The sequence below is a fragment of the Undibacterium sp. GW821-FHT11H02 genome (assembly GCF_058808015.1).
The window spans coordinates 1-10773 of record NZ_JBXARG010000035.1; the positions used below are offsets into that span (position 1 = coordinate 1).

Genomic DNA, 10773 nt, shown 5'->3' on the forward strand with positions numbered 1-10773 from the left:
ATTTACTATTCAGTTCGGCGACCGTATGCCTGTAGCTTAACTTAAACACCGTTTACACAAAATTCAGGACACCCCCCAGTTCCTTGTTTTCGTGTTTCTTTGGACTTTTTATACAGCCTCAACGTGAAGATGACCGGACCACAACAACTTGCGGCGAAGCCGCCGCCTGCTGTTGTGGGTCCATGTCGATTGATAGGTTATGGCTCATTCGCTTCGTGTTCTTTCCACTTAGGTACCAACACATCGTCTGGGTTACACCAAAGCCTTTCAACAAAACTTTCCAGTGTGGTCGCCACTTGAATCGGCGTCGATCCATTGAAGTAGTCGAGGTATACAGCACTAACCTCCATGCTCACCGGTCTCAGGCGATAGCACCAAGAACTGATCAAATAGTCTCCGAAAAGAATGCCCGACTCACCTACTACTGCGTTCTCTTGGACTATTTCGTCAAGCGGCCAGAGTCGCCACATGGCATAGTCCATTTGCTCCATGCCGCCGCAGTAACCATAGAGACGAATGACATCCGCGGTAGGCGTGCATCCAACAGATTCGAATGCCGCGATGACTTCGGAAGGAGATGCTGGCGGCAGGACATCCGATTTCTCTGCGCTCCACCGTTAGATTAACTGTTTAATGTGAACCATGGGCTATAACGCCGAAACGACTAGATCGCCAAGACGCTCATAAATTTATGTAAAATAATCATTGGCGATTCTCTATCGATCGCCCTGTTAAATAACTTCGTGCCAAGCATGACTACACCAAAGGCATTGTTTTGCGCGCGACGTTCTTGCAATCCGCTCACAGTTTGGGCAACGATTGATAAATATTTGATCAGTGTGCTCTCTTAAAACTCTGTCACGAACTCTTTGACGAAAAATATCAACACCGTCAATTAGCGCAGCAAGCACCTCGGGATCGTTTTCTGCGCCCCATTTATTTCGCAGCATTTCAGCCTTCTTTGGACTCGAAGCAATGTTGGCCTTATTTTCAACAAGGACTGCTTTCACACCCAATTGTTCAAGCTGAGAAAAAAGATGCTGATAATTATTCCAGACATACTGAGTAAGAGTGTCACCATCGTTGTATTCGCAATTATCCATATGTTTGACGTTGAATTGAAATAAGCACTAATTGCATAGCAAAACTTAGCAATATACCTATTCGCGCGTCCGTTTTGAATGCTATGCTAAATTTCATTTCGCTGGCAACTGTTTGTAATCGCAAGACATCTCCAAGTTCATTGGATTTAGATGATTTAGATGCTCGCCAAGTTTTGAAATAGCGATCGCATATCGAGGTATAGCACCTGTTGCAGTACGACGAAAATATTCAGGAAATTTTTCAACTCTATAAGCTCCAAATTCGACTTCTGGAATTTCTAGAGACGATTCAAACTCATCATTAACAATCTCTTCCTTTAAGTCAGACACTGAACACGGTAACCACCAAATAGGATCGCTACTAAAGATCGACATATACAAGTCATCTTTCTTATTTCTGATTAATTTCTTTTTGGCATACCTCGGCATAATAAAATTCTGGCCGTCGGTTTTGATCATGACGAGAACCGAGTTCAGTCCTTTTTCGTATTCTCCCATCCCGAAGTGACTGCGCACGATGAGTTCTATCTTATCTTGAACATCGCCACCATACACTGAAGAGCGAACTGTCGCTAAAAGAGAAAACGGCGGTGGGTCCATGTCAATGCACACCACATTTGGTTCTCTGCATTTTGCAGATTTGGGCGGTCTAGCAAAATACTCACCTGGTGCGAGGTCTGCAACAAGCAAAAGCGGCTTCGCAAGTTTTTCATCAAATGCCGGCAAAACTCTTTCTGTTTGACTTTGCGAGACAGCAGGAAGAATTAGGAGCGCAATGAGAATCGGTAATGCTCTAGTAAGGTAAATCATAGAATAAGCTAACAATGAACGACTGGTCGTCCTCAAAATTAATAAACAATAAGCCGCTTTACGGCCTATCCGATCGCCCCACTTGTTATAGCTCACTTTACAGACATTACACCTTGAAAAAACCAATAAATACGATATTATGGTATTTATTGGTACATTTTGAGGTATTTCATGGCAAAAAACACAAGCATTACTTTGGGCGATCACTTCGATACCTTCATTTCCTCACAGCTTGAGTCTGGTCGTTATGGCACAGCCAGTGAAGTTATAAGGGCTGGATTACGTCTACTTGAAGATTCAGAAAGCAAGCTGCAAACACTTCGTCAAATGCTCATTCATGGCGAGGAAAGCGGCGTTGCCAATTACAACTACAAAGACTTCTTAGCTGAACTTGATGAAAAGAAGGATTGATGGACCTATTTCATTTAAGCAAAGAAGCCAAAAACGATTTGCGCTCAATTGCTCTTTTCACAGAAAACCGTTGGGGTAAAACACAACGAAATTTTTACATTAAGCAATTGGACGATGCATTTTTTATGCTCGCACAAAATCCAAATTTGGGAATTTCATGCGACTACATTCGTGATGGATACCGGAAATTCCCACAAGGCAGCCACATAATTTTCTACAAACAGACCCTTGGTTCAATTATTTTGGTAGTACGAATTTTGCATAAGAGTATGGATTACGAATCGCAGCTCTGAGGATATATCGCATCGGTGAACGGATGGCCGTCCACAAATTTATAAAATGCTGAGCCGCATCGCAGCCAGTGCGATCGACTATCTTGCTAAAAATCTTCATGCTCGAACACCTTCTTCAAAATGAAAATGTGATTGAGAAGCGCAGGTAAACCCCGCAATGAAACTAGGTGTCAATTGTGCGGATGATTTAGGGGTAAAGTAACCATTGTTTGACGCCCAATCTAGCACACCAATATCTATCGGATACTCTGTTAAAACACCTGATAGTTTGTTTGTGGAAATCCAATACTCCGCAACCTCAAGCGAAGAAAATACCCCACCAGGAAATCTCGAACTTGCACCGTTGAATATCCAAACAGTCTGATTCATATTGATTTTTAACGCCGAAATGACGAGATCACCATGATCGTCAAAAATTTAAGTGAAATAGTCATTGGCAATTCGCCGTCGATGTCATGTTAAGCATTGTTTGTTTTAAGATCAAAGAGAAAGTTTTCGAGGAAAAGTTTTAACTTGTCGTCTTCAATATGAAATAAATCGAATCCAATTCTGGAGTTAGTTTCATCCTCACCTGCCTCAATTCTTCCAATATTTTTATTCTTCTCCGAAAAACTCGATTGCAAAACGTAGATTAACTGCATATACCTCATGCTTGGAAGTTCACTCCAAATCTCTTTAATGAGATTTGATATTTCGTCTATTCGCTCTAAAGGTCTCATTTAATTTGATGTTTAACGCAGAGGTGCTGGGATCGCCGCCACCAGAAAATTTATAAACAGTGAAATCGTAACTAGCGATGCCTCGCCGACCGTCTTGTTAAGCGTCACGCCAAGCACCAATAATTTTTTGGTAAAGATCATCTGCCCTCCCATCTATGTCATCGCACGCGAAATATGGAATCGATAAAGCATTATATTGATTAGGATAAGCAGCAATGCATTCCATAATACTCATTGAATCTTCAACTGACAATTCCTCGCCTTGAACCATTACCTCAGCAGCTCTAAGAACACTTGTCGTGCTCGGATGATTGAAATTCTGCCGCCAGTACTCAAGCATTGCTTGTTTAGATTTCTGAGTCACTTTCTTTCTACTTGGAACACGACAAATTTCATGTAAAACCATGTACGCTGCATTTGGGGAAATACTGGCACCCAATTTTACGAGCGCTTGCCACTCCGGTTCGGAATGATAGGGAAAATTACAATCTATCTTCTCAATGAATTCAGTCTCGTACAAAATTTCCCCTGACGCTTAACGTAAATGTGCGCGGATAGCCGCAAATGTTTTGAAATTCAAGAATGAATAGAATCGGCCATTCCGATCGACAGTCTTGTTAGCACAGTAAATAGCTATTTCTTTCAACATAAAACCTAGATACTACTAGAAATTACGCTGAGCTTTACTCAGGAAGAAGTGAGTACAAAGAATCAAATCCTGGATTCGAATTAATTAGTTCCCCAACTTTATAGCTGAGCAACTCGGAGCGTGAAGCCAACCATGCCCCAACTTTCATCCGATCGCCCTCAACCGCCGACGCGCCACTTTCTGTACACACGAACCCTTCTGCTAAGCCGCCATATGTCAAACCATTTCCTTCGATCGCATCACGAATATATTCTGCCCAAAATAAATTACGCGCTTCCATAGTCAGGGACTTGGACAATTCAATCGACATGTGAAATCCAAACACGACAAATTCAGATATTTTCAATTTTTTCCTTAAACGTCGGCTTCGTCGCTTTGATCGAATTATCATGGGTGCTAACTTTTAAATTGAAGGGCGCAGAAATTTACGCGTCCCGCTCGATTGCAAAGTTAGCACTGATTGCTCCACAATTGCATTGAATTAAAACCATATTCTTTAAGCTTTACAACCGCATCCTCCGCGCCCTCAACTGTGCCGGCAGTAAAAATGGATTCTTCACTCGACAACGCACTGTCTATAACAGCTTTCGCTTCAGCGAGACCCAACTCAGATTTGGCCTTTATCAGTTTGGTAGCCTGAACTTTATTGGCTCCTGCGTTCCAGCCAATGATCTTCACCTTATTGGTTGGCGACGCTTGCGGGTCGCCACAAGCTTCAAAAGCTTTAACGTAATAATCGACTGGAAATGCTGAACCGGTTTCAAATACTCTGCCGTCCTCACGGCCAATAAGGACAGGTCCGTGCCCGACCATCATTTGACCAAAATCGCCTGTTTCGACAAATTTCCTGCTCTGGTAGATAAATACGAAACAACGAGGATATTCACGCGTTGCATCCTCAATGAGGACACAGTCGAATTTTTTTCTCATTACATCTCGTTCAAATATCTCTCTTGCCTGGTCGACATTCATGATGATTGAGTGCTAACGCCGAGTTCAGCGGCAGTTTTTAAGTAGTGGTTTTATGGAATAATTTTGCGCAGCAAAACCAAAAAACTGCGACTTAAAAACTGTCCAGCGTAGGCACGAAGTGCCGTAGTGCTGCAGCAACGACTTGTTAGAGAAGTTTAGTCTGACCACACAATTATAGATTCGCCACACTCTACAGCATTTTTATAAAACGCAAAAAGCAAATTAAAATGCTTTCTGTAATAAGCTTCAGGATCAGGAATTTTTCCTATGCCAAAGAATTGATTCCATTTATATTCTTCTTTTGGAATAGAACCAATCAGCCTTTCAAGATTCACTTCAAACATACCTGAAAGTATGGACTTTACTTCTTCTGCCTGAATTGAAAATGCCGACTCCCAAGTCTCTTCAATATTAGGAAGAACTGGTTTTGTACCATTGCAAGAAATATAAAGTGCGGACTGAGCAGTATAGCTCTGCCCTGAAAGTCTACCCAAGGTACTTAACCCCGCGGGAGCCCAACAAAGATCGAGATAGTTTTCTTTAGGAAGAAGATTAAACGATACTAGCTGAACAAATAGAGCAGAATTTTCACAGCACCCAGAAAAAGTTTCTTCATTCATTCTTGCAAGTTGCTGAGTAATTGCCATTCGGTTTCTCTAACGCCGTGGTAAACGGCAGAATTTAAGTCGCGGCTTTGTTGAATTATTTTGCGCAGCAAAACCACAAAGCCGCGACTTAAATTCTATCCAGTGGGGCGGAATGGTGTTTGACCACTTTGTTAAGCGCCTGGCCGATTGCACTGGTTAGCTTGATAATTATAACTTCCGCCTGAATCTAAGCAGCGGTCTATTTCAGTTTGAACAGAAATAAATTCATAGCCAAAATAAAACGCAGCCAATAACAACGCCAAAGTAATAAGACCAACCACAGCTACAATTGCGCCGTCAGGATTTACAGTTCGAGAAAAAGGCCTACAGATTAAATAGCCTAAACCCTTGACGAGTACTTCAAAGACAATTTCAGCAAGAACTCTTCCAATAACTTTAATCGTTCCGCCAATAACCTCTCCCACTATTTCTCCGACTGGCACATTATCTCCTTAGCTAAAACCGCTTAACGCATCGGTGAACGGATGACCGTCCACAAATTTATAAAATACTGAGCCGCATCGCGGCCAGTCCGATCGACTATCCAGTTTGCCTCATTATCGCTCACTCGAAGAACCTTCGCCAAAATGGCTTTGATGGTGGTAGATAAATCTCAGCTGGGATACCTATAAGTGCAGGACCGGATAATTGTGCTCCAACCAAAGACTTCGACTGGTTGAGCGCACGATTTACAGCATTAACCATAGAACTGCGAAGTGCAATGTTGCTGAAGGTATTGCGCGGCCCAGCATGATACATTTCAGTTGCTACTTTCGCTGCAATTTGAACGATCGGCTCAAGCTTAAACTCTAATTCAATCCACCTACCACGTTTATCCTTCGCACTAAAAGTAGTCGGCAATTGAATATCCGCGATATGGGAAACAAGGACAATACCAAAGATTTCAGGAAGCCAATCTATCAATCGTCTTGCTAACATTCGTTCTTGAGCTAACGCAAAAATTTCAACTTCTATTTCATCGTCAGAAATACCATCACGCCCAATAACGTGGATGGTTTTTTGCAAGAGTTCTTCAGAAATTAATGAAAGCATATAAGTGAGAGGGTAACGTCGACTTGACGGGATCGTCGCCACAATTGTAAACAAAATCGAAGTAATCTTCGGCGATTTCCCGTCAAGGGGTTTGGCGTCACTACTACCACAGAGAGTAAACCTGCTTCTCAGAAAGCCCCACGTATGTGCGTGCTCCATCGCGTAGATGCATGCCGTTGCTCGCTGCCCATGCAACCACAGTGCGCGCCATTGCCAACCCGCTCTGCTCCGCTGGAAAGTGAAGCCAGGCGAGGCCTTGACCACCAATATAGGCGAGAAACTCTGCTGCCGAACGTTGATTTTCAGGCGATGGTTCAAGTCCGCGCTCGGCGCAAAAGGTAGTGAAGTCTTCTTGCCGAAGTTCACCACACTTCAGTGCGGCGCACAGGTTTTGCGTATCGATGGAATCGGGAACGAAGTTCAGGCCAAGCACAAGGTTCGAAGCGAGGCCAGTCTCAACTCTGCAGCGCTCGGCGACAGCCTTTCCGTCTAGGGGCGTTTGCACATTGAGTGGCAATGACCAGAGTTCAAGTTCTACGATGAGAGGCGCCTTGGCTGTATGTCTGATGATGTCTAACGCCAAAATGACGAAATCGCCACGATGGTAAAAAATTTAGGTGAAATATTCATTGGCAATTCTCAGTCATGTTAAGCGTTTTTTCGTAGGCGCTAGCTAGTAATTTTGCTTCACCTGTTACTGTGACCACATTACAAAGCGAAGGTGTGCCAACTCTGAATATGATATAGCCAACATGCTGTAGTTGGCTCCGCTTTACACATGTTAATTCAACTCGATGCGAGGAAAACCAGTTACTTGACGCACCAGCCGTGCCTGCCGCTAGCAGGAAATCACTCCATCGATCTTTTGTTAGATGGGGATGAAATTCAACGGTGAAGGAAGACGATTCCATAAGACGCTTAACGTTTTAGTTCAGAGGCGCGCGCCTCGTAAATACAATATGAAGTGACGCCAATCCTTGCGCACTTCTCGAACGGTTCGTCAGGCCGCAGGAGTTTGCCCGGTGACCGCGAAGAACAAGCCAAAGAACAGAAGCAAATAGATTGCGAAGAAGACGAGCATCGCGTCTGAAAGCTTGGACAAATAGTTGTCATTGAGCGCCTTATGTTCCCGGGCGACCAGGAACTTGAGAGTGACCCAGCCGCCAGCGATGCTATTGCGCAAAAACAATGATGGTCTGCCCATAGCCTCGTACTTCTGCGGGTGAGCACACTCAAGCCGGTTAAAGAGCAGCTTGATGAGCACGAACCACACAATAACCATCCCGAAAAGGACGGGAAAAAGAGTGACTGATAAAGTTTGATGAGTCATAGGGTTCTTTGTCTGAGGACTAACGCAAAAGTGGTGTGCGCCGCGAATTACGGATAGCACGAGGATTAAAAGCTAAAACGGTGTCACTATCGACTATTTTTTTTTGCACAAATAGACTTCATATCACAGTCCATGTGCATAAGAAAACTGTTCGCGTCGACCAACGCCTGCGCTGTTGATAACAGTATTCTCAAAGAATCCATCATACATCGGCCATGTCGTCTCACAAGCTAATACGGCAATAGAGTCTTGCTCTGAAATTTGGACAACTGTGACTAAGAAAGGGTGATGAGTACAGTAAGCTGTAAAGGTAAGACCGGGCGTGACTTGACCTTGAATCATTTCAACACGAAGAACAAAGTTCGAGATTGTCGCGTCATCTGCGCGATCAGAATGATCTTCGCTCAAGACTTTAAATATTGCCACTGTCCGTTTTCTCCCGTGTGCTAACGCAGATGTGATCAGAACACGACCACAGGTTGTAAAAAGAATGATGTCTTCATTCGCGATTCCGATCGACCGTCCTGTTAAGCATCACTACCACCACTATCTTTTTGCATACGCTCAGAGACCCAAGATTCATAGCTTTGATACAGTTCAGTCCATGGCCAATTAGAATCTACGCTCTTCGAATATGATAAATGAACCACGGCGAGACGTTGAGACCCGTCAAGCAGTTCAAATAATATGTCATCAGAACCTTCCATGCGCGCAAGTGCACGAACAAGAATCCCCGAAAGGGAATGCCCTATTGGCAGCTCACTAGCAAGTTGCTTTTCAAAAGATGCGGGATCACTTAGTGAAACCCATGGGTATCGAAGTTCCATTCTTGATGCTTAACGCAAAGTTGACACGCACGCCTGCGTGTCTGTGTCGAACGTCCTGTTAAATTTTATTTCCACTTGAGGTTCAACTTACGTTGTGATGCCGCGCAATCACGAAGATATAGATTAATAAGGCTTTGATATGGAATGCCGATGCCTTCTGAAATAGACTTGAAGTAATTAATACTTTCCTCATCAAGTCGGATAGTGATTTGCTTTTTGAGTTGTGAAGCGTAGGGATTTTTAGTTGCTCTCGAAAAATCGTATTCGTCTCTCATGATTTCACCTTCGGTAAGAAGCGGCTTCGTGACGGCTAGCCTTCCGCGCGGAAATTATCCGGATAATGCTTTCGTCTGTACGGTAACAATGGCATACAACCAAAAGACGCAAGCTTGAGCTATAGCCCAAAAGAATGAATCGATCTTCATCTTCCGAATGATCGGGATCAGCAATTAATTTCGCCCGCTCATCAGAAAACGCGGACTTAGCTTCTTCAAAGCTAACCCCGTGTTTTTTAAAATTTATCGTGGCTTTAGACTTATCCCACTCAAAACTAAGATCATTCATAGGTACAATATAACTACAGTGTAGTTACAAGTCAAGAACGGAGATTTTGAAATTTAACGTTTGACATGAGGGGTGGCCGACTCCCTATGACCACCCGCAGCGGTGAATGTCGTATGCGCGGAACCTCTTGTCATGAGGCACGAGTTCATGGTGTCGATCATTGAGAAATGCTCCCATGATGCGAAGCTTCGTAAGGAAGGGTGCCTTTCGGCCCCATTCTGCGTTCTGCCCAGGTGTGGCTTCCCACCTACCGTTGAGAATTTCTGCCCGCTCTGAGGGACCAGCAGAACCTGAACTCCACTCGCCCTTGCAGCCGGGGCACTTTCTGTCGATCTCTTTGCCGTACTCGGCGAGCCAGGCCTTGGCGGATGGCGTGGCCAAGGATTCGCGAATTAGCGGTTGCGGAAGCGCCGAATTCGCTGACAAGGGGTGCTGCACCAACCGCGACGAGATAGCCTCCATGAAAAAGACATTCGCGTCGACTCCCATTCCCGGCGACCGAAAGTAGGCCGCTCTGTAGCCGTCCGGTGAATTGAAAAACAGATCAAAGAGTTCGCGGTCGACCGCGATCGTATACACCGGGCGCATGAAGCCCGTGCCTATGACCTCGCTCCGGTGACAGCACAAGACGGTCAACCCTTCAACAATGCGGTGTGTGATCTGGGCAAAGGTGGTGCCCCCAAGCAGGACGGGAAGGCGCGTAGAAGCGTCTGCTGAAAGGAAGTATTTCCAGGGCGAGGCAGCGACGTTCATTGAGGCGGCTAACGCATAGGTGATCGGAACGCGACCACAGATTTCAAATAGAACAAAAAATTCATTCGCGATTCCGATCGACTGTCATGTTTTGGGGTAGCCAAATGTATATCTGGAGGTGACCATGCAAAAACACTTACACATTCATCTACTCCAGTAACTAGATATTCTTTGATTTCCTTTATATTGCCACGAATAAAACCTGTCCGCCGTCGTTCTTGATCAAACCAACCGCCTTCAATTATTTGAAAGACCCAACCATTGGGGCTAGAACATGTAGGCCAGAATTCCAACAAATCCCCCTCATCGAGAACTCTAAATCCAGCAATCTCCAAAAAACTTACTCGAACAATTTGAGTAGCATCTAGTGACTGTGAAGTAATTTCTAAACGCCCAGATTTATATTCAATTTCAGTAATTTCATTCTGACTTTGAAATATGGAATCTGCTTCAATAGTGACTGCCTTCATTTAGGATTAAGCCCCATAACGCTGATTTGAAATGCGCGCGCGCAGCTCAGTAAATTTTGAGAACGCGCATATTCGCGCATCATTCTCGAATGTCATGTTGGACGAAGCCGCTACGCGGAGAAAACAAAGCATACCAACTCCGAAATTCAAAATTACAATTCTATCTCAAGCC

The 10773-nt window shown here is 44.2% G+C and carries 19 protein-coding genes; 2 read left to right on the forward strand and 17 right to left on the reverse strand.

Annotated features, from left to right (window positions below; translation table 11 throughout):
- Positions 1–197: 197 nt before the first annotated feature.
- The 3 genes from AC1RR2_RS20580 to AC1RR2_RS20590 all read right to left on the reverse strand — a co-directional run bounded on the left by AC1RR2_RS20580 (position 198) and on the right by AC1RR2_RS20590 (position 1913).
- Positions 198–350 (reverse strand): hypothetical protein, encoded by a 153-nt coding sequence (locus AC1RR2_RS20580; RefSeq protein WP_493224158.1) that lies wholly within the window; start codon positions 348–350, stop codon positions 198–200.
- Positions 351–731: 381 nt separating this feature from the next.
- On the reverse strand, positions 732–1103 hold the full coding sequence (locus AC1RR2_RS20585; protein WP_493224159.1) for a hypothetical protein: 372 nt from the start codon (positions 1101–1103) through the stop codon (positions 732–734).
- Between the two features lie 93 nt (positions 1104–1196).
- Positions 1197–1913, reverse strand: a complete 717-nt coding sequence (locus AC1RR2_RS20590) for a hypothetical protein (RefSeq protein ID WP_493224160.1) — start codon at positions 1911–1913, stop codon at positions 1197–1199.
- Between the two features lie 171 nt (positions 1914–2084).
- Between AC1RR2_RS20590 and AC1RR2_RS20595 the strand changes: the two genes are divergently transcribed.
- Both AC1RR2_RS20595 and AC1RR2_RS20600 read left to right on the forward strand, forming a co-directional pair.
- Positions 2085–2324, forward strand: coding sequence for a type II toxin-antitoxin system ParD family antitoxin (locus AC1RR2_RS20595; protein WP_493224161.1), 240 nt, complete (start codon positions 2085–2087; stop codon positions 2322–2324).
- Positions 2324–2617 carry a type II toxin-antitoxin system RelE/ParE family toxin gene (locus AC1RR2_RS20600; RefSeq protein WP_493224162.1) on the forward strand — a complete coding sequence of 98 codons (294 nt, stop codon included), beginning with the start codon at positions 2324–2326 and terminating at the stop codon, positions 2615–2617. The genes AC1RR2_RS20595 and AC1RR2_RS20600 overlap by 1 nt, the downstream gene beginning before the upstream one ends.
- A 96-nt stretch (positions 2618–2713) precedes the next feature.
- On the opposite strand, the gene AC1RR2_RS20605 is transcribed toward AC1RR2_RS20600, so the two are convergent.
- From AC1RR2_RS20605 to AC1RR2_RS20670, 14 genes are all read right to left on the reverse strand, one after another.
- The gene (locus tag AC1RR2_RS20605) at positions 2714–2986 is read right to left on the reverse strand and encodes a DUF7710 domain-containing protein (RefSeq protein WP_493224163.1); all 273 of its coding nucleotides are present in this window, start codon (positions 2984–2986) and stop codon (positions 2714–2716) included.
- Positions 2987–3433: 447 nt separating this feature from the next.
- Positions 3434–3742 (reverse strand): hypothetical protein, encoded by a 309-nt coding sequence (locus tag AC1RR2_RS20610; RefSeq protein ID WP_493224164.1) that lies wholly within the window; start codon positions 3740–3742, stop codon positions 3434–3436.
- A 277-nt stretch (positions 3743–4019) separates the two neighbouring features.
- Positions 4020–4376, reverse strand: a complete 357-nt coding sequence (locus AC1RR2_RS20615; protein WP_493224165.1) for a 50S ribosome-binding protein YggL — start codon at positions 4374–4376, stop codon at positions 4020–4022.
- Positions 4377–4435: 59 nt separating this feature from the next.
- Positions 4436–4957: a YrhB domain-containing protein gene (locus tag AC1RR2_RS20620; protein ID WP_493224166.1), complete on the reverse strand. Its 522-nt coding sequence runs from the start codon at positions 4955–4957 to the stop codon at positions 4436–4438.
- Positions 4958–5112: 155 nt separating this feature from the next.
- The gene (locus AC1RR2_RS20625; protein WP_493224167.1) at positions 5113–5604 is read right to left on the reverse strand and encodes a hypothetical protein; all 492 of its coding nucleotides are present in this window, start codon (positions 5602–5604) and stop codon (positions 5113–5115) included.
- A 131-nt stretch (positions 5605–5735) separates the two neighbouring features.
- Complete coding sequence (locus tag AC1RR2_RS20630; RefSeq protein ID WP_493224168.1) at positions 5736–6047, reverse strand: hypothetical protein; 312 nt, start codon at positions 6045–6047, stop codon at positions 5736–5738.
- 121 nt (positions 6048–6168) lie between these two features.
- A complete protein-coding gene (locus AC1RR2_RS20635; protein WP_493224169.1) occupies positions 6169–6657 on the reverse strand; it encodes a hypothetical protein in 489 nt (162 codons plus the stop codon).
- 103 nt (positions 6658–6760) lie between these two features.
- Positions 6761–7240 (reverse strand): hypothetical protein, encoded by a 480-nt coding sequence (locus AC1RR2_RS20640; RefSeq protein WP_493224170.1) that lies wholly within the window; start codon positions 7238–7240, stop codon positions 6761–6763.
- Between the two features lie 417 nt (positions 7241–7657).
- A complete protein-coding gene (locus AC1RR2_RS20645; RefSeq protein WP_493224171.1) occupies positions 7658–7987 on the reverse strand; it encodes a hypothetical protein in 330 nt (109 codons plus the stop codon).
- Positions 7988–8110: 123 nt separating this feature from the next.
- Positions 8111–8413 (reverse strand): hypothetical protein, encoded by a 303-nt coding sequence (locus AC1RR2_RS20650; protein ID WP_493224172.1) that lies wholly within the window; start codon positions 8411–8413, stop codon positions 8111–8113.
- A gap of 466 nt (positions 8414–8879) precedes the next feature.
- Positions 8880–9089, reverse strand: coding sequence for a BrnA antitoxin family protein (locus AC1RR2_RS20655; RefSeq protein WP_493224173.1), 210 nt, complete (start codon positions 9087–9089; stop codon positions 8880–8882).
- Positions 9090–9093: 4 nt separating this feature from the next.
- Entirely contained in the window at positions 9094–9378 is a 285-nt protein-coding gene (locus tag AC1RR2_RS20660) for a BrnT family toxin (protein ID WP_493224174.1), read from the reverse strand.
- 84 nt (positions 9379–9462) lie between these two features.
- Positions 9463–10131, reverse strand: a complete 669-nt coding sequence (locus AC1RR2_RS20665) for a hypothetical protein (RefSeq protein ID WP_493224175.1) — start codon at positions 10129–10131, stop codon at positions 9463–9465.
- Between the two features lie 8 nt (positions 10132–10139).
- Positions 10140–10601 (reverse strand): hypothetical protein, encoded by a 462-nt coding sequence (locus AC1RR2_RS20670; RefSeq protein ID WP_493224176.1) that lies wholly within the window; start codon positions 10599–10601, stop codon positions 10140–10142.
- Positions 10602–10773: the final 172 nt, after the last annotated feature.

Excerpts from the sequence above, each read along its gene's own strand:
- AC1RR2_RS20580 (WP_493224158.1), bottom strand. The coding sequence starts at position 350 with ATGGAGGTTAGTGCTGTATACCTCGACTACTTCAATGGATCGACGCCG.
- AC1RR2_RS20585 (WP_493224159.1), bottom strand. The coding sequence starts at position 1,103 with ATGGATAATTGCGAATACAACGATGGTGACACTCTTACTCAGTATGTC.
- AC1RR2_RS20590 (WP_493224160.1), bottom strand. The coding sequence starts at position 1,913 with ATGATTTACCTTACTAGAGCATTACCGATTCTCATTGCGCTCCTAATT.
- AC1RR2_RS20595 (WP_493224161.1), top strand. The coding sequence starts at position 2,085 with ATGGCAAAAAACACAAGCATTACTTTGGGCGATCACTTCGATACCTTC.
- AC1RR2_RS20600 (WP_493224162.1), top strand. The coding sequence starts at position 2,324 with ATGGACCTATTTCATTTAAGCAAAGAAGCCAAAAACGATTTGCGCTCA.
- AC1RR2_RS20605 (WP_493224163.1), bottom strand. The coding sequence starts at position 2,986 with ATGAATCAGACTGTTTGGATATTCAACGGTGCAAGTTCGAGATTTCCT.
- AC1RR2_RS20610 (WP_493224164.1), bottom strand. The coding sequence starts at position 3,742 with ATGGTTTTACATGAAATTTGTCGTGTTCCAAGTAGAAAGAAAGTGACT.
- AC1RR2_RS20615 (WP_493224165.1), bottom strand. The coding sequence starts at position 4,376 with ATGATAATTCGATCAAAGCGACGAAGCCGACGTTTAAGGAAAAAATTG.
- AC1RR2_RS20620 (WP_493224166.1), bottom strand. The coding sequence starts at position 4,957 with ATGAATGTCGACCAGGCAAGAGAGATATTTGAACGAGATGTAATGAGA.
- AC1RR2_RS20625 (WP_493224167.1), bottom strand. The coding sequence starts at position 5,604 with ATGGCAATTACTCAGCAACTTGCAAGAATGAATGAAGAAACTTTTTCT.
- AC1RR2_RS20635 (WP_493224169.1), bottom strand. The coding sequence starts at position 6,657 with ATGCTTTCATTAATTTCTGAAGAACTCTTGCAAAAAACCATCCACGTT.
- AC1RR2_RS20645 (WP_493224171.1), bottom strand. The coding sequence starts at position 7,987 with ATGACTCATCAAACTTTATCAGTCACTCTTTTTCCCGTCCTTTTCGGG.
- AC1RR2_RS20655 (WP_493224173.1), bottom strand. The coding sequence starts at position 9,089 with ATGAGAGACGAATACGATTTTTCGAGAGCAACTAAAAATCCCTACGCT.
- AC1RR2_RS20660 (WP_493224174.1), bottom strand. The coding sequence starts at position 9,378 with ATGAATGATCTTAGTTTTGAGTGGGATAAGTCTAAAGCCACGATAAAT.
- AC1RR2_RS20665 (WP_493224175.1), bottom strand. The coding sequence starts at position 10,131 with ATGAACGTCGCTGCCTCGCCCTGGAAATACTTCCTTTCAGCAGACGCT.
- AC1RR2_RS20670 (WP_493224176.1), bottom strand. The coding sequence starts at position 10,601 with ATGAAGGCAGTCACTATTGAAGCAGATTCCATATTTCAAAGTCAGAAT.